Below are 23,809 nucleotides of genomic sequence, written 5' to 3'. Positions count from 1 at the left end.
TGTCTCAATTACTGATTGTTTTGTGAGCGATACTCTTCTTTTAAAACTAATTACACACATGTTATGGAAATGTTTCCTTTATGTATATACATTTATTGTATGAGATGTGTTTTTATAAATATGCATAGAGTAAATGGTTAAGGAATGATCATGAGTAACAATAAAAGTTTAAAAATGAGCGTATTTATACCAGCTGCTGGTGTTGTTCTTATTTCTGTATTGCTTGGGTTATTTAACAATGAAATGCTGGTGGCTGTAGCGAAAGATATTTTCTATTTTTCTCTTTCTGACTTTGCGTGGTTATATCAATTACTTGCAGTTACGACGCTTGGGGTGATTATTTATGTTTTTTGTTCCGATGTTGGAAGGATCCGTTTAGGAGGTAGTGAAGCTAAGCCTAAATTTTCTCTAGCATCAAATTTTGCTATGGCATTGACTGGGGGAATTGCAACAGGGATTGTGACCTATTCAGTGAATGAACCTATTATTTATGTAGGTAATATTTATGGAGAAATTGCGAATCAAAATTTTACAGCCGGTTCAGGAGAGTCGGCTGTATTCGCCTTGGCCCGTTCATTTCATAATTGGAGCTTTATTCCTTATGCGATGTATTCGATTGTAGGGTTGATGATTGGGTATATGCATTACAACAAAAAGAAACCATTTGCGATTTCTTCAACATTGATTCCTATTCTGGGCAAACATGAAAAAAGTATTTTTGTTCGCTCTTTGGTGGATGTTATTTCAGTGCTGGCTATTGCATTAGGTTTGGCATCGTCGCTTGGCGCGGGTTTAACTTTGATTAGTTCTGGGATTGAATCTGAATATGGGCTCCCTTCTTCTCCTATGGTATGGCTAGGATTAACTGTTGTTATTGGCTTAATTTTTATCACATCAGCTGTATCTGGTTTACAAAAAGGAATCCAGTTTCTTTCTTCAATTAACGCTTATATTTTTTATACTTTTGTTCTCGTCATCTTTGCGATAGGACCTATTAGTTATATTTTAAACCTTTCCACAACCAGTATTGGTTACTGGCTTGATCATTTTTTCCGTTGGTCTTTTGATACTAAAGAGTCTGGCGGAGAGGCTTTGGTTACATGGTGGACAATGTATGATTGGTCTATTTGGATTGCTTATGCACCATTAATGGGGTTATTTCTTGCTCGAATTTCTTATGGTCGAACTATTCGTGAGTTTCTTTTGATTAACTGGGTATTACCGTCTGTTTTTGGTATTACATTGTTTGCAATATGGGGTGGTGCTGCTATTAATTGGCAGCTAACGGGGGCGTTAGATTTGGTAGGGATTATTAAAGAAAATGGTGCGGTTTCTGGTCTGTGGGGATTTTTGCAACATCTGCCTTTATCAGTGATTTTAGTTCCTCTTGCTATTTTTACTTTGATTATTTCATTTGCAACCTCTGCGGATTCAATGTCTTCAACGATAGCTTCTATTTGTACCAAAGACATAACAGCAGAAGAGGAGTCGCCCAAAGCACTGAAAATCATTTGGGGTGTAGCGATCAGTGTGATTGCTTATATTATGGTTGCCTTTGCTGGAGGGGCTCAGGGAGTGGATGGGATCAAATATTTAGCCGCAGCGGGTGGTTTTACGGTTTTATTTTTATTTGTTTTGATTGTAATGGCAAGCATACGGATTCTCATTATTGATCCTAGTGATAAACAAAAAAGTAAGTCAACTCAAGGAGAATGGATTAATGAGTAATTCTATTTCTGATACTTATTTTAATGGGGATGAGTGGAAATAGATTAATGTGGTGGATGTTGCTAAGAAAAAATCTAAGTTGTATCTTTCTGATGATATTTGGCAAGGGATCAAAAATACCCGATCGGTAGTAGAGTCCATTGCAAATTCTGGTATACCACATTATGGAATTAATACTGGTTTAGGTGCTTTGTGTCACGTGGCCTTAGATTCTTCTCAGTTACAGAAGCTTTCATGGTATACCTTAATGAGCCATGCTGCAGGGGTTGGTGAGCCCTTAAAAACAGAGCAGGTTAGAGCTATCATGTGCTGCGCGGTAATTAATTTTAGCCATGGCTGTTCTGGTGTAAACCCTTCGGTGGTTAAGCGCCTCATTTACCTTTTAAATAATGATATTACTCCAGTTGTACCTTCAGCGGGTTCTGTTGGTTACCTTAGTCATATGGCTCATATTGGTTTGTCATTAATAGGGGAGGGTGAAGTGAATCATGAGGGGGATACTCTACCTACGAAAGAGGTTTATTTTCAACGTGGCATCGAACCTGTCCAATTGGGCGCTAAAGATGGCCTATGTATAGTGAATGGAACTGTGGCAATGACAGGATTAGCTTGCCTTGAATTGGATGCGGTTACCCAGTTAGCTGACTGGGCTGACATTGTCTCGGCAATGAGTGTTGAGGCATTATCAGGGCAACTAACTGCATTTGATGCATCTGTTCTTGGTAAGAAGAAACATAAAGGAATGCAAACCACTGGCCGAAATGTTCGAAGTTTGCTTGAAGGTAGTGGTGTTGTTTCTTCTAATCTAGGTAGGCATTTACAAGATGCGTTAAGTGTTCGATCTATTCCTCAGGTTCATGGTGCTTGCCGAGATCAATTATCTGTAGCCGCTCAGCAAATACAAAACGAATTAAATTCAGTTTCTGATAATCCTATTGTTATTTATGACAATGACAATTATAGAGTCGTTTCTCAAGCTAATCCACACGGTGAGTCCGTCGCGATGGCGTGTGATATGTTATCGATTGCAGTAAGCGAATGGGGGGCGATCAGTGAGCGGAGAGTTTTTAGATTAGTCACTCCACATACTAGTTATTTACCCGCATTTTTAACACCTGAAAGTGGTGTTAAATCTGGCTTGATGATTGCTCAATATAGTGCTGCGTCACTTGCTTGTGATACAAAAAAATTAGCCCAACCCTGTGTCATTGAAAATTATTTAACCTCTGGAATGCAAGAGGATCATTTAAGTTTTGGTGAAACCTCAGCATTACAATTACATAGAGCTGTGAGCAACGTTTTTTATATATTAGCTATTGAATATTTGTCGGCCTCTCAGGCTTTTGATCTTATTGAAGATAAACCATTTGGAAATGGTACTGGGGTTGCTTGGTGTCAGTTAAGAAATAAAGTGAAATTCTATGAAGAGAACCATCCTATTGCTATCGACATTCAGCAGGCCTATGATCTCATGAGACAATCTTATTCTCTAGATTGTTTTGAACCCTTTATAAGAAAATAAAATATTACTTTTGAACTAGAGTAAAAATGTGATTGTCCTTGCATTCTGACTTGAAAAGAGTAGAATTCGGGGGCTTTATTTTGGCACGAGGCCCCAAGTAAGTTCTTTCCTTTAAATAGCAAAGAATAATGTTTGGGGCTAATTTAATTATTGAGAAAGCAAAAGAGGACGACATGGTAACCATTCGTTTGGCACGTCACGGCGCTAAAAAGCGTCCATTTTATCAAATCGTTGTAGCTGACAGCCGTTGTGCAGCAACTGGTCGCTACATTGAAAACGTAGGTTTCTTTAACCCTACTGCTCAAGGTCAAGAAGAAGGTCTTCGTTTAGACCTCGATCGCGTTAACCATTGGGTTGGTCAAGGCGCATCTGTATCTGATCGTGTTGCTAAATTAGTTAAAGATGCACAAAAAGCAGCTTAATGCTGAGTTTTGTTCATTATCTAATTAGTACACAATTGAGTTGTAAAGGTTAAGGGTCAAAACAATGAGTTCACAACAAAACGAAAAAATTGTAGTAGGTAAGCTTGGTTCTTCTTACGGCATTCGTGGTTGGCTTAAAGTTTTTTCCTATACCGACAATGGCGAAAATATTTTTGATTACGCCCCTTGGTTTATTAAACAAAAGGGTGAGTTGGTTAAAGTTAATGTCGATAGTTGGAAACGTCATAACAATGGTTATGTGTGTAAACTTGAAGGCATAGATGTCCGCGAAGAAGCTCAGCTTTATGCGAATGTTGAAATTTTGATCGACCCTGTTTCATTGCCTGAACTGTCAGAAGAGGAATTCTACTGGCGCGAATTGTTCGGTATGCAAGTTTTTAATACTAAAGGTTATCACCTTGGTGAAGTCACTGACTTAATGGAAACTGGCTCGAATGATGTTTTGGTTGTGAAAGCGAATTTAAAAGATGCTTTTGGCCAAAAGGAACGATTAATCCCGTTTCTTGAAGAGCAAGTGATCAAGAAAGTTGATCGCGAAGCTCAACGGATCGAAGTTGACTGGGATCCTGGATTCTAGACACCCAACAAGATAAGCGAGTAACGCAATGTGGATTGGCATAATTAGCCTGTTTCCAGATATGTTCCGAGCGGTTTCTGAGTTTGGTGTTACTGGTCAAGCGGTAAAAAAAGGTCTTTTATCATTAGAGTCATGGAATCCTCGCGATTTCACTCATGATAAACATCGCACTGTTGATGATAGACCTTACGGTGGTGGTCCTGGCATGTTAATGATGGTTCAGCCTTTGAGCGATGCCATTAATGAAGCAAAGCAAGCCTCACCGGGTAAGGCGAAAGTCATCTACTTGTCACCTCAAGGTCGAAAACTCGATCAACAAGGTGTCGAAGAATTGGCAACGAATGAGAATTTAATTCTGATCTGTGGCCGCTACGAAGGGGTAGATGAGCGCATCATAAAAACCTATGTTGACGAAGAATGGTCAATTGGTGATTTTGTGATGACAGGTGGCGAGATCCCAGCCATGACATTGATTGATTCTGTTTCTCGGTTTGTTCCGGGAGTATTGGGAGATTTCACGTCAGCAGAAGAAGATTCTTTTGCAAATGGTTTGTTGGATTGTCCGCACTATACGCGTCCAGAAGTGTTAAATGGTGAGAAAGTGCCATCGGTACTGACTTCCGGTAATCATGAGGACATTCGTCGCTGGCGATTAAAGCAATCGCTGGGCCGTACTTGGCTTAGAAGACCAGAGCTTCTGGAAAACCTAGCTCTGACTGACGAACAGGAATTATTGCTGGCGCAGTTCATAAAAGAGCAGCCATTTTCTTCTAAAGAGAAAAGCAACTAGCCTAATAAATTTAGTATCAGTTTAATCTAGGAAATAGACACATGAGTAATATCATCAAGGCTCTTGAAGAAGAGCAAATGAAACAAGACATTCCTGCATTTGCACCAGGTGACACTGTTGTAGTTCAGGTTAAAGTAAAAGAAGGCGACCGTGAGCGTCTACAGGCATTCGAAGGCGTTGTTATCGCTAAGCGTAACCGTGGTCTTCACTCTGCATTTACAGTTCGTAAAATTTCGAACGGTGAAGGTGTAGAGCGTGCATTCCAAACTCACTCTCCAATGGTTGATAGCATTGAAGTTAAGCGTCGTGGTGCAGTACGTCGTGCCAAGTTGTACTACCTACGTGAGCGTTCTGGTAAGTCAGCTCGTATCAAAGAGAAGTTGACTAAGAAGTAACGCACGCTGCGTTCTCAAAGATAAACGGGTCCCATTTTGGGACCCGTTTTTTTACGGTTAACTTTTCATTTCTATTTTTCTTGCGACTCTTCACTCTAGTGGTGAGAAGCGAGGTGACTCCGTTTATTTTTCCACTTTAATTCCCAACCTAAACACGCTACATTGCCAGCATCGTTAATCAAAGGAGATAGACGCAATGGTTCGTATTGCGATAGCAGGCGCAGCTGGTCGAATGGGCCGTAATTTAGTAAAGGCTACTCATTTACATTCTAATGCTCAAGTTGGTGCTGGTTCAGAAAGACCAGAGTCATCACTCGTTGGGGTTGATATTGGTGAACTTTGCGGTGAAGGTAAGTTTGATGTGGCATTGGTCGATGATTTGTCGACGGTTATTGCTGAGTTTGATGTCATTGTTGATTTTACTGCACCAGTAAGCACGCTTACGAATATTGAATTATGTAAACAGCATGGCAAAAAAATAGTTATTGGTACGACGGGGTTTTCTGAAGAAGAAAAGCTCCGTATTGATGACGCGGCAAAAGAGATTGCGATTGTCATGGCACCTAATTATAGCGTAGGGGTTAACCTTATGTTTAAGTTGTTGGAAAAAGCGGCCGCAGTCATGGGGGATTATTGTGACATCGAAGTTATTGAGGCTCACCATCGGCATAAAGTGGATGCACCTTCAGGTACTGCTTTGGGTATGGGGGAAGCCATCGCAGGAGCTATGGGCAATCAGTTGAGTGATGTTGCCGTGTATGCCCGAGAAGGTATTACGGGTGAACGAACAAAAGATGAAATTGGCTTTGCCACTATCCGTGCTGGTGACATTATTGGTGAACATACCGCGATGTTTGCTGATATTGGAGAGCGGATCGAAATTACTCATAAAGCTACCGATCGTATGACGTTTGCTAATGGCGCGATTAAGGCTGCGGTTTGGTTAAATGGTCAATCAGATGGTTTTTATACTATGCAAGATGTACTAGGGCTCAATGAGCTGTAATACTTAAGCGTGAGGCAAACGTTCAGTTAGGTATGTTTATCTATTAATAAAAACGCACTAATATTCACTTTTGGTTATACCTAATTTGTTTATAACGTAAAAAATAATCAAAACCGCAGTAATAAATTTCTGCGGTTTTTTTTATCTATATGTTTTAGTGATCGATTGCGTTATTGAGTAGTCTTGTATAAACATTGGTTTTTTTTGCTTTTTTGTTTTTGATGCCTGAAAGTTTAGGTTATGTAGCGTTATTTTTCGCTTTTTAGATGAGTTTGTTTTTTTGTGGTTAAAAGAAGACCAGATTAAAATTAAAAAGAAATACTTTCAATAAATAGAGTGAAAAAGGGATGTTTAATGTATGTTTTTATCCTTTTGGTGAAAATAATGAATAAGTGAGGGTAAATGTGCAATTTCTTTTTCAGTGTTTGTTGACACATATCTCATGCATCTCTAGAATAGCGCCAATTTATCTAAAATCCATATTTATGGTCATTTGGTAAGATGAAAGCGAAAGCTTATACAATTTTTATGCATATTTATTCTGGAGGTTATCTTGAGTAATTCCGCACTGTTAGTCCTAGAAGATGGGACAGTGTTCCACGGTCAATCCATTGGAGCAGATGGTTCAGCCGTAGGAGAAGTTGTTTTCAATACCTCGATGACGGGGTACCAAGAAATCCTCACTGATCCTTCTTATTCTCAGCAAATCGTTACTCTTACTTATCCCCATATTGGCAATACCGGAACTAACTCAGAAGATGAAGAATCTTCAGCAATTCACGCTCAAGGCTTAGTTATCCGTGATCTTCCTCTTATCGCTTCAAACTTCCGCAGTGAACAAACACTTTCTGAATACCTTAAATCTCAAAATATTGTTGGTATAGCCGATATTGATACACGTAAACTTACCCGTATTTTGCGTGAAACAGGCGCTCAAAACGGTTGTATTGTGGCTGGTGATAATTTAGATGAAGCTCTTGCACTTGCTAAAGCAAAAGAATTTCCAGGTCTTAAAGGCATGGATTTAGCAAAAGTGGTTTCAACTAAAGAAGCGTATTCTTGGAAGCAAGGTTCTTGGACACTAACTGGTGGGTTACCAGAAGCAAAATCTGACGTTGAATTACCTTTTCACGTTGTTGCTTATGACTTTGGTGCGAAGCGTAATATCTTACGTATGTTGGTTGACCGTGGCTGTCACTTAACGGTGGTACCCGCTGAAACTTCAGCAGAAGAAGTATTAGCGTTAAATCCTGACGGTGTGTTCTTATCAAATGGCCCAGGGGATCCAGAACCATGCACCTATGCTATTGAAGCTACTAAGACATTCTTAGATAAGAATCTTCCAGTGTTCGGCATTTGTTTAGGGCACCAAATTCTTGCGCTTGCTTCTGGGGCGAAAACCATCAAAATGAAGTTTGGTCACCACGGTGCCAACCATCCGGTTAAAGATTTAGAGCGTAATGTTGTAATGATTACCTCTCAAAACCACGGTTTTGCAGCAGATGAAGCGACATTACCTGAAACGTTACGCGCCACACATAAGTCACTGTTCGATGGTTCTTTGCAAGGGATTCATCGCACAGACAAGCCGGCTTTCAGTTTCCAAGGGCATCCAGAAGCAAGCCCTGGTCCACATGATGCAGCGCCACTGTTTGACCATTTCATCGAATTAATCAAAACTCATAAAGCGTAATCGGAGTCAGAGAATGCCAAAACGTAATGACATAAAAAGTGTTCTGATTTTAGGGGCTGGTCCAATTGTTATTGGTCAGGCCTGTGAATTTGACTACTCTGGCGCACAAGCTTGTAAAGCCCTGCGTGAAGAAGGGTATCGCGTTATTCTTGTGAACTCGAATCCAGCGACCATCATGACCGACCCAGAAATGGCTGATGCAACTTACATCGAGCCGATTCATTGGGAAGTCGTTCGTAATATTATCGCAAAAGAACGCCCTGATGCAGTATTACCAACTATGGGTGGACAAACTGCATTGAATTGCGCGTTGGATCTTGAAAAACATGGCGTACTTGAAGAGTTCGGCGTGGAAATGATTGGTGCAACCGCGGATGCAATTGATAAAGCAGAAGACCGTTCTCGTTTCGATAAAGCGATGAAGTCTATTGGTCTTGAGTGTCCACGTGCGGACACGGCCAAAACGATGGAAGAAGCTTATAAAGTTCTCGATATGGTTGGCTTCCCTTGCATCATCCGCCCTTCATTTACTATGGGTGGTAGCGGTGGTGGTATCGCGTATAACAAAGAAGAATTTGAAGAGATCTGTCATCGTGGTTTTGACCTTTCGCCAACTCACGAGTTGCTTATTGATGAATCATTGATCGGTTGGAAAGAGTACGAGATGGAAGTGGTTCGCGATAAAGCGGATAACTGTATCATCGTATGTGCGATTGAAAACTTTGATGCGATGGGTATTCACACTGGTGATTCAATTACCGTTGCTCCCGCTCAAACTTTAACTGATAAAGAATACCAATTAATGCGTAACGCTTCTTTAGCGGTTTTACGTGAAATTGGTGTTGAAACAGGTGGTTCAAACGTACAGTTTGGTATCAACCCGAAAGATGGCCGTATGGTTATCATCGAAATGAACCCACGTGTATCTCGCTCATCTGCACTTGCTTCTAAAGCAACAGGTTTCCCAATTGCTAAAATCGCAGCAAAACTGGCGATTGGTTATACGCTTGATGAGTTAATGAATGACATCACTGGTGGTGCAACTCCAGCATCATTTGAACCAACCATCGACTACGTTGTGACTAAGATTCCTCGTTTTAACTTTGAGAAATTTGCCGGTGCCAATGACCGTCTAACCACTCAAATGAAGTCGGTTGGTGAAGTAATGGCAATTGGCCGTAACCAACAAGAATCACTACAAAAAGCATTACGTGGCCTAGAAGTTGGTCGTGATGGTTTTGATGAAATGGTCGATTTAGATGCACCAGATGCATTGACTAAGATCCGCCAAGAATTGAAAGAAGCGGGTTGTGACCGTATTTGGTACATCGCTGATGCATTCCGTGCTGGCATGTCAGTGGATGGTGTATTCAATCTAACTAATGTTGACCGTTGGTTCCTAGTTCAAATCGAAGAGCTAGTGAAACTGGAAGAAGAAGTTAAAGCTGGCGGTTACGCGGGTCTAAACGAAGAAGTATTACGTAAAATGAAGCGCAAAGGCTTCGGTGATGCGCGTTTAGCGAAACTACTTGGTGTAGCCGAAAGCGAAATTCGTCGTGCTCGCGAGCAATACAATATCCACCCGGTTTATAAGCGTGTGGATACTTGCGCAGCTGAGTTCTCGTCAGATACCGCGTACATGTACTCATCATACGATGAAGAATGTGAAGCAAATCCAACTGACCGCGATAAAATCATGGTATTGGGCGGTGGTCCAAACCGTATCGGTCAAGGTATTGAGTTCGATTATTGCTGTGTTCATGCATCGCTTGCGTTACGTGAAGACGGATATGAAACCATCATGGTGAACTGTAACCCTGAAACCGTTTCTACCGATTATGATACGTCAGACCGCTTATACTTCGAACCAGTAACTCTGGAAGATGTGCTTGAAATTGTACGCATTGAGAAGCCAAAAGGCGTGATCGTTCAGTACGGTGGTCAAACGCCTCTGAAACTAGCTCGTGCATTAGAAGCGGCTGGTGTGCCAATTATTGGTACTAGCCCAGATGCAATTGACCGTGCTGAAGACCGTGAGCGTTTCCAAACAGCGGTAGACCGCTTAGGGCTGTTACAGCCTGAAAATGCTACCGTAACAACAATGGAACAAGCGATTGAGAAATCACGTGAAATTGGTTATCCGCTAGTGGTTCGTCCGTCGTATGTACTTGGTGGTCGCGCGATGGAAATCGTATATGACGAGCAAGATTTACGTCGCTACTTCAATGAAGCAGTGAGCGTATCGAATGAATCGCCAGTACTTCTGGATTTATTCTTAGATGATGCGGTTGAAGTCGACGTCGATGCGATTTGCGATGGTGAACAAGTTGTTATTGGTGGCATCATGGAACACATTGAGCAAGCCGGTGTTCACTCAGGTGACTCAGCATGTTCATTGCCAGCTTATACATTAAGCCAAGAAATCCAAGACGTCATGCGTGAGCAAGTTGAAAAGCTGGCGTTTGAACTAGGCGTTCGTGGATTGATGAATACTCAGTTTGCAGTTAAAGATGGCCAAGTATATCTAATTGAAGTTAACCCGCGTGCTGCTCGTACAGTTCCATTTGTTTCAAAAGCAACTGGTGCACCATTAGCTAAGATTGCAGCTCGCGTTATGGCGGGTCAATCACTGGCATCGCAAGGTTTCACTAAAGAAATCATTCCACCATATTATTCAGTTAAAGAGGTTGTATTGCCTTTTAACAAGTTCTTAGGTGTCGATCCTTTATTGGGTCCAGAAATGCGCTCAACTGGTGAAGTGATGGGTGTCGGTAAAACCTTTGCTCAAGCGTTTGCTAAAGCAGAACTAGGCATTGGTAATATTTATCCAGAAGGGGGGCGTGCACTTTTATCTGTTCGTGAAGAAGATAAAAAGCGTGTGGTTGAAGTTGCCAAGCAGTTAATCAAACTAGGCTACCAGTTGGATGCAACTCACGGTACGGCTGTTGTCTTAGGCGAAGCGGGTATTAACCCTCGCTTGGTGAATAAAGTACATGAAGGTCGTCCTCATATTCTTGACCGTATCAAGAATAATGAATACACCTACATAGTTAATACTGCCGCTGGACGTCAAGCTATTGAAGATTCAAAAGTGCTGCGTCGTGGTGCGCTTCAAGAAAAAGTGAATTATACAACGACGCTTAATGCAGCATTTGCCACTTGTATGGCTCATTCAGAAGATAATCGTAAAACAGTTACGTCTGTTCAAGAACTTCATGAGCAAGTAAAAGCATCATTAATGTAAAATAAATTAAAACAAATAAAGCCGACATCAATCACTTGATGTCGGCTTTTTATTATCATAAAAAAAGCGGTTTAAAATAATGGTCTAATATTGAACGACTTTCTGATGTAAGTGTTCACTATTGCTATATGCCCTTTTATTCTAGCTTATTCCTTGGTGGATTTTATTAAATTTTGATAAAGCTCTTGTTCAAATCGAGTCAATGGTGAAATTAAATTGGTGTTTTTTTGTGGATGGTAATCCGTGATGTATTGGACAAATATGGTTGATGGAGCCCCTAGTTCATCAAGAACAAAACCCGCCATATTATGAGTGGCAAACAAAGAACCGCTTTTGGCTATGACTTGTCCTTTAACTGGCGCTTTAGTCATACTCGAACGATATTTTAAGGTGCCATTCTCACCTGATTTTGGCATTAAAATAATTAGGTTCAATTTATGATCTTGAGCTTTAATGTATTTTAAAATGGAATACATTTGTTGTGGTGTCATTCGATTGTTACGAGATAGCCCCGATCCATCCTCTAAAATAGAGTCTTCAAGGTTTATCTTTGCTTTTTTCTTTAAGATTTGTTTAATTGCCTCAGTGCCATTTTTAAATGATCCTGCTTGTTTAAAATAATGAGCACCTAATGTTTTCGACAAGTTATTCGCATATAAGTTATCAGAATCTTTCAGCATATGTTCGAGTAGTACAGGTAGCGGTTCTGAATGATGAAATGCGACAGGCTTACCAAATGTAGAGGGCTGTGGTGCTAGCTTGATTGTTCCAGCCAGTTTAATGCCTTTTTTTTCAAGCGTGTTATGCAAAATTGCGGAAGAATATAAAAAAGGGTTTTGTACTGCAAAATTAAGTGGTAGTGGGTTATCTTGTTTCACTAAACAGCCCGAAAGTTGGTAGTGATTCGTTTGTGTGGCTGATAAATCTAAATCGCAATAGCGATCTTTTTGCTGCTGGCGAGTGACGGCTTTAGCATTAGTACTGACGACAACAGGCTGGTGAGGAGGCGTGAAGACGCGAGTAGTGCCATTTGCGTTGGTATAAATTGAAGCCATTACACAGTTGCCGTCTACACTGATGGCGCTAGAAGGTGTGCTATAACAAACACCTAAGATATCCCACGGCCAGCCCACGCCTTTTTCGTAACCAGTAAAAGCAGTCTGATCAATAATCAAATCACCCTTAATTTGTTTGATTTCAGCTTGGTCGAATAATTTTTCAAGGTCTTTTGTGGTTAAGCTTGGATCGCCACTAAAACGTAATATGAGATTGTTATCCTCTTTTTCTAGTTGAGTGGTATAACGGAATGTGTCGCCTAACTCTAGTTTAGCAGCAAGAGCGGTGACTAATTTTAGTGTGCTGGCTGGTGGGAACAGCATATCCTTGTTTTGGTAAAGTAAAGTTGAGCTGGGGGATTTGGCAATTAAGCCAACTCTTGTACTTGGTGGTAAAATTTCACTGTTTGGAAAATGCGGCTTTATTGGAGCGGCGAAGCTCGAAGAAAGAGGGGAGATAACCGAAATAAGAAGGCTCGTAACAATAAGCGGCAAGCGCATAAGTACCATCCATGAAAAGAAATTAGGCTGGCAGTATAAACAAAAACGCCCACTTAAATAAGTAGGCGTTTTAAAGATTTACGCTAATTTAACCGGTAACAGTTAGATTAGAATGCGTAACGGAAACCAACTTGGAATTGATCTTCAGTTTGGTTGTTAGTCGCTGCATCGCCATCTGAAAGAAGGTTGAATGCGTATGCACCGTATACGGTTGCATTACCGAAGTAACGAGCGTACTCAAGTGCAATGTTGTTAACATTGTATTCATTGAAAGAGGTTTTGTCAGCATTGAAGTAGTTGTACGTCATGTTTACGTTGTTGTCATCAAATGTATAACCTAGGTAAGCATCAGCAGCATCGAAATCTGATTCGTCAGTCGAAGAGCGAGCAACTTTACCGCCCTCATATGTTGCTGCTAATAAAACACCATTGCTAGTATAACGAGCTGCTACTGTGTAAGTGTTGTTATCACCAGTGCTGATACGATCGTCACCCGCATTGTTAGCATCAGTTTGGGCATAACCTAAACCAACTTCTAATGTGTCAGTTAGTTTGTATGCACCGATAACACCAAAGCCATCTGCATTTTGAGTTAATGTGCTACCATCTGAATCTGAATCAGCTTGTGCACTGGCTTGGATAGTCAGTCTTTCAGTGCTGAAAGCATAACGTAATACGTTATTAGCACGGTCAGCAGTTGCAACGTTATTTTCGTTGATGTAACCACTGAATACTTCAGCATTATCGGTGAAGTTAGTTAGGTACGTGAAGGCGTTATCTTGGTGACCGTAAGTTAAACCACCAAATTTTTGAGATTGTACGCCACCATACATGTAACGAGTGTTAATTTGTGCATCATAACCTTCTGGGTCGCTGTTTTCGGTGATTTCCCATTCAGCGAAACCGATGAAAGAGATATCATTGTTTAGTTTTTGTTCGCCACCTAAGTTAAAGCGTACACGTGATTTGTCTTCATAGATATTGTCATCTTTGCCATCACGAACGCCATTATTAGCATCAACAGATTTATTGGCATCAGAAAAGTTTGCGCGAACTTCTACACGACCGCCCATGTTTAGGGTTGAAGTGTCGTCTTGATAAATTGTTGCTGCTGATGCTGCAGTTGAAACTGAAGCAGCGGCCACTGCAAGAGCAAGTAATTTTTTGTTCATGGTAATAATCCTAACTGAATTTGCTTTCCATTAAATGAAGGAGCGATTTAACAACTCTCTTATGTGATTATGCATAAGCTTGCATAACACTCACTATAATTTAGCCAAAATACATAAGCTTGCATATAGTTCGTCTCTTCAACGTTGTACGCTAAAAGTTCCCTGTTTCAATAGTCAAATGATATAAAAATATCTAAAAACGTTATGTCTAATCATTTTTTTTTGTGGGTGATTATTATTATTTTGTTTAAATTCAAGTTTTTATGATTTGTTCTTGTGTGTATTTAATTCCTTTGGTTTTTTGAATTTTTTATGTTTTTTATTTGTGATATTGTGTTTTAGTGGTTGATTAGTTATTGATATGCATCTCAAAAAAACTAATAATTTCAGTAAAGTGTGATAGATATCTAACTTTTAGAGTGACTGAGCCGATAACTTTATTTACACTGTTGCCACAAGTTATTCTAACGTAACCCACTCAGCTTTTGTTGAGTGGGTCTTTATTGTCCAAAGTCCGCTCTTATTGAGTAGGGTTGGAGTGAGGTTTAAAATGGATAAAGTTCCAATGACAATTCGTGGTGAGCAAGAACTACGAACTGAATTAGAAGTATTATTGAAGCGACGCCCGCTAATTTCTCAAGCGATAGCGGAAGCTCGTGAGCTTGGTGACTTAAAGGAAAATGCTGAGTATCATGCAGCACGCGAAGAGCAAGGTATTTGCGAAGCTCAAATCAGAGATATCGAGTATAAGTTATCTGTTGCCCAGGTTATTGATGTTTCTAAAATGGACAATACAGGCAAAATTATTTTTGGGACAACGGTAACACTTCTAGATGTAGATACAGATAAAGAAGTTAAATATCAAATCGTTGGTGATGATGAAGCAAACATTAAATCGGGAAAAATTTCGGTTAGCTCTCCCATTGCCCGTGGTCTTATTGGGAAGTTTGAAGGCGATGAAGTGGTTATCGCGACACCTGGTGGTGAGAAAGATTTTGAAATCACCAAGGTTGAATATATTTAATTATATAAGTTTTTATAATTAAAGTAGAATCAAAAAAGGCCGCAATTAGCGGCCTTTTTGTTTCTTTTTAAGTCAATTTGTAGCTGGTAAGTGCTTTAAAGCTAACTATTTACGAGGTATTTCGATTTTACGTTGCTCGCTTTGACGGTATAAAACTAGTACCTTACCGATAGTTTGTACTTTTTCTGCTTTAGTTTCACGAACAATCGCGTCTATAATCAGTATCTTGGTTTCGCGGTCTTCAGAGGCAACTTTTACCTTGATCAGTTCGTGGTGGTCAAGAGCAAGCTCAATTTCCGCAAGAACAGCTTCAGTCAATCCATTTGCGCCCATTAGCACGACAGGTTTTAAACTGTGGGCTAGTCCTTTTAAGTGCTGCTTTTGTTTGGTGCTTAGGTTCATTATGCGGCCATTTTTTTATAGTATAAGGGTTGAAAACATCTATTTTAACGCCATCTATTCTGGAAGACTATAATTTCCGTAAATAGTTTCTGTTAGAATTTCTGCATTTGTGGTTAATAGCAGAAGTGTTAACCCAATCATTAGGTATTCAATGAGTAAGAAAAAACATTCGGCCAGCTCTGGTCGTTGGTTACAAGAGCACTTTGACGACAAGTATGTAGCGGAAGCTCAAAAAAAAGGTTATCGCTCTAGGGCTATTTTTAAAATTGAAGAAATACAAGAAAAAGACAAGTTATTAAAATCTGGGATGACTGTCGTTGACTTAGGCGCAGCTCCTGGTGGATGGTCTCAATATGCAGCTGGAATTGTTGGAGATAATGGACAAGTAATAGCTTGTGACATTTTATCTATGGATTCAATTGTAGGTGTTAGCTTTCTTCAAGGTGATTTCCGCGAAGAAACGGTTTTAGAAGCCTTACTAGAACGCATTCAACCTGATATGGTAGATGTTGTGATGTCTGATATGGCTCCAAATATGAGTGGAAACCTTGCTGTAGACCAACCTAGAGGTATGTACTTAGTTGAACTGGCATTGGATATGTGTCGACAAGTTCTAGCCCAAGATGGTAGTTTTGTAGTTAAAGTGTTTCAAGGAGAAGGTTTTGATCAGTACGTTAAAGATGTACGTGATATGTTCAAAACCGTTAAAATTCGCAAACCAGATTCTTCGCGTGCCCGTTCACGCGAGGTTTATATCGTAGCTACAGGTTATAAACTGTAGTAATCTACTTTTAATTATTAATAGTGATCGAGAGGCTGACACCTTGAGTGACATGGCAAAAAATTTAATTTTGTGGCTAGTAATCGCCGTAGTTTTGATGTCAGTTTTCCAGAGCTTTGGGCCTGGGGACAGTAACGGAAAAGCGATTGATTATACATCCTTTGTAAAAGACGTTGGTCAAGGCCAAGTTCGCGAAGCAAAGTTCAAAGATAGGGAAATTACCTTTGTTCGAACTGATAACTCTCGCAATGTAACTTATATGCCGGTTTACGATAGTAAGCTTCTCGACGATCTGATTAATCAAAATGTAAAAGTGACAGGCACACCGCCTGAGCAGCAAAGTTTGCTGAGCACTATTTTCATTTCTTGGTTCCCTATGATTCTACTTATCGGGGTTTGGATTTTCTTCATGCGTCAAATGCAAGGCGGCGGCGGTGGTAAAGGCGCTATGTCATTTGGTAAAAGCAAAGCTCGAATGATGGGTGAAGACCAAATCAAAACAACCTTTGCCGATGTGGCCGGTTGTGATGAAGCTAAGGAAGACGTTAAAGAATTAGTGGACTACTTACGCGATCCAAGTCGATTCCAAAAGTTGGGAGGTAAAATTCCAACAGGTGTTTTACTTGTTGGTCCTCCAGGTACGGGTAAAACCTTATTAGCAAAAGCCATTGCTGGTGAAGCGAAAGTACCATTCTTTAGTATCTCAGGCTCTGATTTCGTCGAAATGTTTGTGGGGGTTGGTGCCTCTCGTGTTCGTGATATGTTCGAACAAGCGAAAAAAGCATCGCCTTGTATCATTTTTATCGATGAAATTGATGCCGTAGGTCGCCAACGTGGCGCAGGTGTTGGCGGTGGGCATGATGAACGTGAACAAACACTGAACCAAATGTTGGTTGAGATGGATGGTTTTGAAGGCAATGAAGGTATTATTGTGATTGCTGCAACTAACCGTCCGGATGTATTAGATCCAGCGCTACTTCGTCCTGGTCGTTTTGACCGCCAAGTTGTTGTTGGCTTACCTGATGTACGTGGTCGCGAGCAAATACTAAAAGTTCATATGCGTAAGGTGCCTCTAGCTGAAAATGTTGAACCATCTCTGATTGCACGTGGTACACCTGGTTTCTCAGGTGCTGATCTTGCTAACTTAGTGAATGAAGCTGCATTGTTTGCCGCTCGCGGTAACAAACGTAATGTATCCATGGTTGAATTTGAATTAGCAAAAGACAAAATCATGATGGGTGCAGAGCGCCGTTCGATGGTATTGACGGAAGACACTAAAGCATCAACTGCTTATCACGAAGCTGGCCATGCGATTGTTGGTCGGTTAGTTCCAGAACATGATCCTGTTTACAAGGTATCCATTATTCCTCGTGGTCGTGCATTGGGTGTCACTATGTATTTGCCTGAGCAAGATCGCGTCAGTATGAATCGTCAGCATCTAGAGTCGATGATCTCAAGTTTATACGGTGGACGTTTGGCTGAAGAACTCATTTATGGCGAGGATAAGGTATCAACAGGAGCTTCAAATGATATTGAACGTGCCACTGATATCGCTCGTAAGATGGTAACTCAATGGGGTTTTTCTGACAAACTTGGCCCACTTTTGTACGCTGAGGAAGAAGGTGAAGTCTTTATGGGGCGTGGTATGTCAAAGGCGAAACATATGTCCGACGATACCGCTCGCTTAATTGATCAAGAAATTCGTATTATCATTGATAGAAATTACGTAAGAGCAAAACAAATTCTAGAAGATAATATGGATATTATGCATGCAATGAAAGATGCATTGATGAAATATGAAACCATTGATGCTGGGCAGATTGACGACTTAATGAATCGCAGTGAAACCATCCGCGCACCACAAGGATGGATTGATGATGCAAAAGATAAAGCGGATCAATCTGAAAGCAAAGAGGAAGTGAAGTCTGACTCTTCTACTCCAAGCAAAGACCAAGATTTAGAAGAAGGCGATGATAAAAATAAAGAATCTTAATCTGCCATAATTCATATTAAGCCCTGATAATGTCAGGGCTTTTTCTATTCAGGGTAAAAAGTTTTATTCGACAAATAATCCCAATTAATACCACCTTATCAATGAGATGATTCAATATGTTATTGAGTGCAAATGGAAAAGTTCTTGACCTCCGAACCCCCCAAATTATGGGTATATTGAATATGACACCAGATTCATTTTCTGATGGTGGCAAGTTCAATCATTTAGATAAAGCAATGGGAAAAGTTGAGTCAATGATTTTATCTGGAGCGACAATTATTGATGTGGGGGGGGAGTCAACCCGACCTGGAGCTCAAGATGTTTCTGTTAATGATGAGGTAGAAAGAGTTATTCCTCTCGTTCGTGCAATTAAGAAGCACTTTGATGTGTGGATTTCTCTTGATACAAGTAAAGCAGCTGTTATGCAAGAAGGGATCATTAATGGTATCGATATCATTAATGATATACGTGCATTACGTGAACCGGGAGCGCTTGATGTTGCAGTGTCGTCAAATCTACCTGTGTGCATAATGCACATGCAAGGTCAACCTAGGACAATGCAACAAAGCCCTGTTTATGATGACGTATTACAGGATGTGTGTGATTTTCTAGAGGAACGGATTAACGTTTGTGAAAAATCTGGAATTGATAAGAAAAACATTATTTTAGATCCAGGTTTTGGCTTTGGTAAAAGTTTAGAGCATAATTATCATCTGCTAGCGAATTTAGAAAAATTCCATCAATATGGTTTACCTATTCTTGCTGGAATGTCTCGTAAATCGATGATTTCTAAGTTACTGGAAAAAACACCGGCGGAGAGTGTAGTCGGCAGTGTTGTGTGTGCGACAATTGCGGCACAAAAAGGTGCTCAAATTATTCGAGTTCATGATGTCGCTGAGACTCAAGATGCTATGCGTGTGCTGAATATGATTAACTCCAATATAAATTAATTTTGATGCTTTAACGATTTGCTTTCATATTGCAGATGTCGAGTAAAGCTATCTTATTTGCTGAAAAGGACAAGTTATGTCAACAAGAAAATATTTTGGTACTGATGGGGTTCGTGGAAAAGTTGGTCAGTTCCCAATAACACCTGATTTTATGTTAAAGCTTGGTTGGGCCGCTGGGCGTGTTCTGGCTCAGCAAGGCACTAAGCAAGTTATTATAGGAAAAGACACACGTATTTCCGGCTATATGCTTGAGTCAGCACTGGAAGCGGGATTAGCTGCCGCTGGCTTAAAGGCTATATTTACTGGCCCAATGCCAACACCTGCTGTTGCTTACCTTACACAAACCTTTCGTGCGGAAGCTGGGATCGTAATCTCGGCATCGCATAACCCATATTATGATAATGGAATTAAGTTTTTTTCTTCAGAAGGAACAAAATTACCGGATTCAATCGAGCTGGCGATTGAAGCAGAGCTTGAAAAAGATATTGAGTGTGTTGAATCTGCACTATTGGGTAAAGCAAAAAGAATGGTTGATGCCGCTGGCCGTTATATTGAATTTTGCAAAAGTACCTTTCCTAATGAATTAAGCCTTAAAAATTTAAAAATTATCGTCGATTGTGCACATGGTGCAACCTACCATATTGCCCCGAATGTCTTTACTGAACTTGGTGCTGAAATCATTACCATGGGGTGTGAGCCAAATGGGCTTAATATTAATGATGAAGTGGGGGCTACTGATGTACGTGCTTTACAAGCAAAGGTATTGGAAGAGAAAGCTGATCTTGGCCTAGCTTTTGATGGTGATGGCGATCGAATTATCATGGTCGATGAGCTAGGGAATAAAGTCGACGGTGATCAAATTGCTTATATTATTGCTCGTGATGCACTACGCCGAGGTGAGTTGAAAGGTGGGGTTGTTGGTACGCTTATGACGAACCTAGGAATGGAAAATGGGCTAAAGCAGCTTGGTATTCCATTTGTCCGTTCAAAAGTGGGTGATCGCTATGTTATGGAGCAATTACTTGAAAATAATTGGAAGATTGGTGCTGAAAACTCCGGCCACGTCATTTTACTGGATAAAGTAACAACGGGTGATGCTATTGTTGCTGCTCTACAAGTGCTTGCTTCGGTTGTTGGGAGTAAATTATCACTAAACGCTTTAGCATCAGGCATGACGCTTTATCCTCAGGTATTGATCAATGTCCGTTTTGCAGGGGATACCGACCCGCTACAAAATCAAATGGTTCTAGATTCTGTATCTGAAGTGGAAAAATTACTTGGAAATAAGGGGCGGGTTCTTCTGCGTAAGTCAGGTACCGAACCATTAATTCGAGTCATGGTAGAAGGCGAAGACGCTCAGTTAGTTGAATCTTCGGCAAATGCCATCGCTGATAAGGTTAAAGAGAGCTGCTAAAAAGAAAAATTAGTGGTCAGTATTTACAAATAAGATACTGACCTAACCTTTTTTGTGTTTTTTTTAATCGTTCAGGCTGCAAGTTACATTTTTTTGATAACTTTCTCTTGTCAGTCTGTTTCGCTTTAGTTAGTATCACTGCGCCTCATTAGGGAGGTGCGTTGTCGTTGGTTGTTTCAACCTATCAACTCAAAAAATTCATACATAGGTGGAAAAATGTTAACAGTTCTACTTGTGATTTATCTTCTGGCTGCGCTTGGTGTAATTGGCCTAGTATTAATTCAGCAAGGTAAAGGCGCAGATATGGGAGCCTCTTTCGGGGCTGGAGCATCAAATACTGTATTTGGCTCTGGTGGATCAGGTAATTTTTTAACTCGATCGACTGCAATTTTTGCAACTATATTTTTTATTATTAGTTTAGTGTTAGGTAATCTTTCAACTGCTAAGCATGAATCAAAATTTGCAATTCCAAATGTAAATGTTGAGCAAAAGACTGATTTAAAAAATGAAGTTTTAACTGATGAAATTCCTGCTCCTAAGAGTAATGATGAAATTCCTCAGTAATTGTTTTTTTATTTTAAGACGTAAGTAAATAATATTGCCGAGATGGTGAAATTGGTAGACACGCTAGCATGAGGTGCTAGTGCCTTATGGTGTGGGGGTTCAAGTCCCCCTCTCGGCACCATTGTTGTGTAAAGCTTGTAATGTCTAATCTAGCGAGTATAATACGCCTCAGAATTAGAAAGTAAATCGGACGCGGGGTGGAGCAGTTTGGTAGCTCGTCGGGCTCATAACCCGAAGGTCGTCGGTTCAAATCCGGCCCCCGCAACCAATCTTTTAAATAAGATCTACTTTTACAAGTTTTAGTGTTTAAAGTCTGACTTTAAACACAGTTAAGCTAAGCTAAGCTTTAGTTTAACAATATCAGGGTCCAGCAATAAAAAACCCCGAAATTCGGGGTTTTTTATTATCTGCATACTTAGATTCGCTATTAATGTGGCAATTTAAGGTTTATTTGTAGAATGCATGGTATTTGAATTGGGCTTTATGCCCTTTTTTTGTTTCTGGACGATCGGCTTTAAGCTTTATCTCAATATATTTACGGTGACATTAGTGAATTTTGGGAGGTTTCATTTCCGGAGAATTTAATGACGGGTTTAGAAAAACAATTAACCGAACTTCTAGAGGCGCCAGTCGCTGCTTCTGGGTATGAATTGGTTGGCTTGGAGTTTATCCGAGCTGGTGAACACTCAACTTTACGTGTTTTTATTGACCATGAAAATGGCATTAATGTTGATGACTGTGCCGAAGTTAGTCGCCAAGTGAGTGCTGTAATGGATGTCGAAGATCCAATTACTGTGGCTTACAACTTAGAGGTTTCTTCTCCTGGTTTGGAGCGCCCATTATTCAAAGCGGCTCATTACCAACAGTTTATTGGACATGATGTTAATTTGGTTTTAAAAATGGCGATGAATAACCGTCGTAAATGGAAAGGCATTATTTCGGCTATTGATGGTGAAATTGTGACTTTAGATGTCGATGGCCAAGAAGAACAATTTGCTTTAAGTAATATTTCTAAAGCTAACTTGATACCAAAATTTTAAGTCTGAAGAGGCATAAACATGAATAAAGAAATTTTAGCGGTTGTTGAAGCTGTTTCGAATGAAAAAGCGGTTCCCCGTGAGCGTATTTTTGAAGCATTAGAAACTGCTTTAGCTACGGCAACAAAAAAGAAAAGCCCACACGAGATTGAAGTGCGTGTTGAGATTGACCGTAAAACCGGTGATTTCGACACTTTCCGTCGTTGGTTGGTTGTAGAAGAAGTTGAATTTCCAACGAAAGAAATTTCAATTGAAGCTGCTCAATACGATGATGAAACTATCGAGCTTGGAGGCTATATTGAAGATGATATGGAGTCAGTTACATTTGACCGTATTACTACTCAAACGGCTAAACAAGTTATCGTGCAAAAAGTACGTGAAGCTGAGCGCGCACAAATTGTAGAGCAATTTATCGATAATGAAGGTGAGTTGGTTACAGGTGTAGTGAAAAAAGCAACACGTGATGCAGTTATTGTTGATCTTGGCAATAACGCAGAATCTGTTATTTTACGTGAAGATCAGCTTCCTCGTGAAAATTTACGTCCAGGTGACCGTATTCGTGGTCTTTTATACGCAGTTAAACCAGAAGCGCGTGGTTTTCAATTATTCTTAACGCGTTCTAAGCCTGAAATGCTGATTGAACTTTTCCGTATTGAAGTGCCAGAAATTGGTGAGGAACTGATTGAATTGAAAGCAGCGGCTCGCGATCCTGGTTCTCGCGCTAAGATTGCAGTAAAAACCAACGACCGTCGTATTGACCCTGTTGGTGCGTGTGTTGGTATGCGTGGTGCCCGTGTTCAAGCCGTTTCTGGTGAGCTTGGCGGTGAGCGTATTGATATCGTGCTTTGGGATGATAATCCAGCACAGTTTGTTATCAATGCGATGGCACCTGCGGATGTTGCTTCAATCATTGTTGATGAAGATACGCATTCAATGGATATTGCTGTTGAAGCGGATAATTTAGCTCAAGCAATTGGTCGTAGTGGTCAAAATGTTCGTTTAGCTTCTCAGCTTACTGGCTGGGAATTGAATGTAATGACAGTGGCAGACCTTAAGAATAAGCATCAGGAAGAATCGGTAGCTGCTATCGAAAACTTCATGAAGCATCTTGATATCGAACAAGATTTTGCTGAAATGCTTGTGGAAGAAGGTTTCTCTACATTAGAAGAAATCGCATATGTACCTGTGAATGAATTACTTGAAATTGATGGACTTGAAGAAGAGTTGGTTGAAGAGCTGCGTGCTCGTGCGAAAAATGCACTGACCACATTAGCCCTTGTTCAAGAAGAATCACTTGATGGTTTAGAACCAGCTGAAGACCTATTGGCTTTAGAAGGTTTAGAGCGTGAATTAGCGTTCAAACTTGCGGCTAAAGGCGTAGTAACTTTAGAAGATTTAGCTGACCAAGGCATTGATGATCTAGAAGGCATTGAAGGCTTAACAGAAGAACGTGCAGGCGAATTAATTATGGCCGCACGTAATATTTGCTGGTTTGGCGACGAAGAATAATTTCAGCAA

At 40.4% G+C, this 23,809-nt stretch carries 20 protein-coding genes and 2 tRNA genes; 19 read left to right on the top strand and 3 right to left on the bottom strand.

The window, feature by feature from the left end:
- Positions 1-150 precede the first annotated feature (150 nt).
- The 9 genes from VCASEI_RS09555 (at position 151) to carB (ending at position 11,398) form a co-directional block, all read left to right on the top strand.
- Positions 151-1,728, top strand: a complete 1,578-nt coding sequence (locus VCASEI_RS09555) for a BCCT family transporter (RefSeq protein WP_086962825.1) — start codon at positions 151-153, stop codon at positions 1,726-1,728.
- A 49-nt stretch (positions 1,729-1,777) separates the two neighbouring features.
- A complete protein-coding gene (locus VCASEI_RS09550; RefSeq protein WP_197709570.1) occupies positions 1,778-3,250 on the top strand; it encodes an HAL/PAL/TAL family ammonia-lyase in 1,473 nt (490 codons plus the stop codon).
- 173 nt (positions 3,251-3,423) lie between these two features.
- Positions 3,424-3,672, top strand: coding sequence for a 30S ribosomal protein S16 (gene rpsP / locus VCASEI_RS09545; protein ID WP_027697617.1), 249 nt, complete (start codon positions 3,424-3,426; stop codon positions 3,670-3,672).
- A 64-nt stretch (positions 3,673-3,736) separates the two neighbouring features.
- Positions 3,737-4,270 carry a ribosome maturation factor RimM gene (rimM, locus tag VCASEI_RS09540; RefSeq protein WP_086962824.1) on the top strand — a complete coding sequence of 178 codons (534 nt, stop codon included), beginning with the start codon at positions 3,737-3,739 and terminating at the stop codon, positions 4,268-4,270.
- A 28-nt stretch (positions 4,271-4,298) separates the two neighbouring features.
- The gene (trmD, locus tag VCASEI_RS09535) at positions 4,299-5,060 is read left to right on the top strand and encodes a tRNA (guanosine(37)-N1)-methyltransferase TrmD (RefSeq protein ID WP_086962822.1); all 762 of its coding nucleotides are present in this window, start codon (positions 4,299-4,301) and stop codon (positions 5,058-5,060) included.
- Between the two features lie 41 nt (positions 5,061-5,101).
- Positions 5,102-5,455 carry a 50S ribosomal protein L19 gene (rplS, locus tag VCASEI_RS09530; protein ID WP_086962820.1) on the top strand — a complete coding sequence of 118 codons (354 nt, stop codon included), beginning with the start codon at positions 5,102-5,104 and terminating at the stop codon, positions 5,453-5,455.
- A 196-nt stretch (positions 5,456-5,651) separates the two neighbouring features.
- On the top strand, positions 5,652-6,461 hold the full coding sequence (gene dapB, locus VCASEI_RS09525; protein WP_086962818.1) for a 4-hydroxy-tetrahydrodipicolinate reductase: 810 nt from the start codon (positions 5,652-5,654) through the stop codon (positions 6,459-6,461).
- Positions 6,462-7,014: 553 nt separating this feature from the next.
- Positions 7,015-8,154 carry a glutamine-hydrolyzing carbamoyl-phosphate synthase small subunit gene (gene carA, locus VCASEI_RS09520; protein ID WP_086962817.1) on the top strand — a complete coding sequence of 380 codons (1,140 nt, stop codon included), beginning with the start codon at positions 7,015-7,017 and terminating at the stop codon, positions 8,152-8,154.
- Positions 8,155-8,167: 13 nt separating this feature from the next.
- Complete coding sequence (carB, locus tag VCASEI_RS09515) at positions 8,168-11,398, top strand: carbamoyl-phosphate synthase large subunit (RefSeq protein WP_086962815.1); 3,231 nt, start codon at positions 8,168-8,170, stop codon at positions 11,396-11,398.
- 146 nt (positions 11,399-11,544) lie between these two features.
- Here carB and dacB read toward each other — a convergent pair whose 3' ends face one another.
- Both dacB and VCASEI_RS09505 read right to left on the bottom strand, forming a co-directional pair.
- Positions 11,545-12,954: a serine-type D-Ala-D-Ala carboxypeptidase gene (dacB, locus tag VCASEI_RS09510; RefSeq protein WP_086962814.1), complete on the bottom strand. Its 1,410-nt coding sequence runs from the start codon at positions 12,952-12,954 to the stop codon at positions 11,545-11,547.
- A 107-nt stretch (positions 12,955-13,061) separates the two neighbouring features.
- Positions 13,062-14,126 (bottom strand): porin, encoded by a 1,065-nt coding sequence (locus tag VCASEI_RS09505; RefSeq protein WP_089111095.1) that lies wholly within the window; start codon positions 14,124-14,126, stop codon positions 13,062-13,064.
- A gap of 550 nt (positions 14,127-14,676) precedes the next feature.
- On the opposite strand from VCASEI_RS09505, the gene greA reads away from it, so the two are divergent.
- Positions 14,677-15,150, top strand: a complete 474-nt coding sequence (gene greA, locus VCASEI_RS09500) for a transcription elongation factor GreA (protein WP_086962810.1) — start codon at positions 14,677-14,679, stop codon at positions 15,148-15,150.
- Positions 15,151-15,255: 105 nt separating this feature from the next.
- Here the strand turns inward: greA and yhbY are convergent, their stop codons facing one another.
- Positions 15,256-15,552, bottom strand: coding sequence for a ribosome assembly RNA-binding protein YhbY (gene yhbY, locus VCASEI_RS09495; protein ID WP_086962808.1), 297 nt, complete (start codon positions 15,550-15,552; stop codon positions 15,256-15,258).
- A gap of 151 nt (positions 15,553-15,703) precedes the next feature.
- Here yhbY and rlmE point away from each other — a divergent pair, with 151 nt between their 5' ends.
- From rlmE to nusA, 9 genes are all read left to right on the top strand, one after another.
- The gene (rlmE, locus tag VCASEI_RS09490) at positions 15,704-16,333 is read left to right on the top strand and encodes a 23S rRNA (uridine(2552)-2'-O)-methyltransferase RlmE (RefSeq protein WP_086962806.1); all 630 of its coding nucleotides are present in this window, start codon (positions 15,704-15,706) and stop codon (positions 16,331-16,333) included.
- Positions 16,334-16,385: 52 nt separating this feature from the next.
- Positions 16,386-18,326, top strand: coding sequence for an ATP-dependent zinc metalloprotease FtsH (gene ftsH, locus VCASEI_RS09485; RefSeq protein WP_086962805.1), 1,941 nt, complete (start codon positions 16,386-16,388; stop codon positions 18,324-18,326).
- A gap of 116 nt (positions 18,327-18,442) precedes the next feature.
- Positions 18,443-19,276: a dihydropteroate synthase gene (gene folP, locus VCASEI_RS09480; protein WP_086962803.1), complete on the top strand. Its 834-nt coding sequence runs from the start codon at positions 18,443-18,445 to the stop codon at positions 19,274-19,276.
- A gap of 76 nt (positions 19,277-19,352) precedes the next feature.
- On the top strand, positions 19,353-20,690 hold the full coding sequence (gene glmM / locus VCASEI_RS09475; RefSeq protein ID WP_086962801.1) for a phosphoglucosamine mutase: 1,338 nt from the start codon (positions 19,353-19,355) through the stop codon (positions 20,688-20,690).
- A 216-nt stretch (positions 20,691-20,906) separates the two neighbouring features.
- The gene (gene secG, locus VCASEI_RS09470) at positions 20,907-21,254 is read left to right on the top strand and encodes a preprotein translocase subunit SecG (protein ID WP_086962799.1); all 348 of its coding nucleotides are present in this window, start codon (positions 20,907-20,909) and stop codon (positions 21,252-21,254) included.
- Between the two features lie 36 nt (positions 21,255-21,290).
- Positions 21,291-21,375, top strand: a tRNA-Leu gene (locus VCASEI_RS09465).
- Positions 21,376-21,445: 70 nt separating this feature from the next.
- Positions 21,446-21,522, top strand: a tRNA-Met gene (locus VCASEI_RS09460).
- Positions 21,523-21,838: 316 nt separating this feature from the next.
- Positions 21,839-22,294 (top strand): ribosome maturation factor RimP, encoded by a 456-nt coding sequence (gene rimP, locus VCASEI_RS09455; RefSeq protein WP_086962797.1) that lies wholly within the window; start codon positions 21,839-21,841, stop codon positions 22,292-22,294.
- Positions 22,295-22,312: 18 nt separating this feature from the next.
- A complete protein-coding gene (gene nusA / locus VCASEI_RS09450; RefSeq protein WP_086962795.1) occupies positions 22,313-23,800 on the top strand; it encodes a transcription termination factor NusA in 1,488 nt (495 codons plus the stop codon).
- The last annotated feature ends 9 nt before the right edge of the window (positions 23,801-23,809 follow it).

The sequence above is a fragment of the Vibrio casei genome (assembly GCF_002218025.2).
Taxonomy (GTDB): Bacteria; Pseudomonadota; Gammaproteobacteria; order Enterobacterales; family Vibrionaceae; genus Vibrio; species Vibrio casei.
The sequence above is the reverse complement of the archived record's forward strand: the minus strand, read 5'-3'. Positions and strand labels throughout refer to the sequence as shown.

Coding starts and splice junctions, on each gene's coding strand:
- VCASEI_RS09555 (WP_086962825.1), top strand. CDS start 151: ATGAGTAACAATAAAAGTTTAAAAATGAGCGTATTTATACCAGCTGCT.
- yhbY (WP_086962808.1), bottom strand. CDS start 15,552: ATGAACCTAAGCACCAAACAAAAGCAGCACTTAAAAGGACTAGCCCAC.
- rpsP (WP_027697617.1), top strand. CDS start 3,424: ATGGTAACCATTCGTTTGGCACGTCACGGCGCTAAAAAGCGTCCATTT.
- nusA (WP_086962795.1), top strand. CDS start 22,313: ATGAATAAAGAAATTTTAGCGGTTGTTGAAGCTGTTTCGAATGAAAAA.
- rimP (WP_086962797.1), top strand. CDS start 21,839: ATGACGGGTTTAGAAAAACAATTAACCGAACTTCTAGAGGCGCCAGTC.
- secG (WP_086962799.1), top strand. CDS start 20,907: ATGTTAACAGTTCTACTTGTGATTTATCTTCTGGCTGCGCTTGGTGTA.
- rlmE (WP_086962806.1), top strand. CDS start 15,704: ATGAGTAAGAAAAAACATTCGGCCAGCTCTGGTCGTTGGTTACAAGAG.
- greA (WP_086962810.1), top strand. CDS start 14,677: ATGGATAAAGTTCCAATGACAATTCGTGGTGAGCAAGAACTACGAACT.
- folP (WP_086962803.1), top strand. CDS start 18,443: ATGTTATTGAGTGCAAATGGAAAAGTTCTTGACCTCCGAACCCCCCAA.
- carB (WP_086962815.1), top strand. CDS start 8,168: ATGCCAAAACGTAATGACATAAAAAGTGTTCTGATTTTAGGGGCTGGT.
- dacB (WP_086962814.1), bottom strand. CDS start 12,954: ATGCGCTTGCCGCTTATTGTTACGAGCCTTCTTATTTCGGTTATCTCC.
- trmD (WP_086962822.1), top strand. CDS start 4,299: ATGTGGATTGGCATAATTAGCCTGTTTCCAGATATGTTCCGAGCGGTT.
- rplS (WP_086962820.1), top strand. CDS start 5,102: ATGAGTAATATCATCAAGGCTCTTGAAGAAGAGCAAATGAAACAAGAC.
- rimM (WP_086962824.1), top strand. CDS start 3,737: ATGAGTTCACAACAAAACGAAAAAATTGTAGTAGGTAAGCTTGGTTCT.
- dapB (WP_086962818.1), top strand. CDS start 5,652: ATGGTTCGTATTGCGATAGCAGGCGCAGCTGGTCGAATGGGCCGTAAT.
- glmM (WP_086962801.1), top strand. CDS start 19,353: ATGTCAACAAGAAAATATTTTGGTACTGATGGGGTTCGTGGAAAAGTT.
- ftsH (WP_086962805.1), top strand. CDS start 16,386: ATGGCAAAAAATTTAATTTTGTGGCTAGTAATCGCCGTAGTTTTGATG.
- VCASEI_RS09505 (WP_089111095.1), bottom strand. CDS start 14,126: ATGAACAAAAAATTACTTGCTCTTGCAGTGGCCGCTGCTTCAGTTTCA.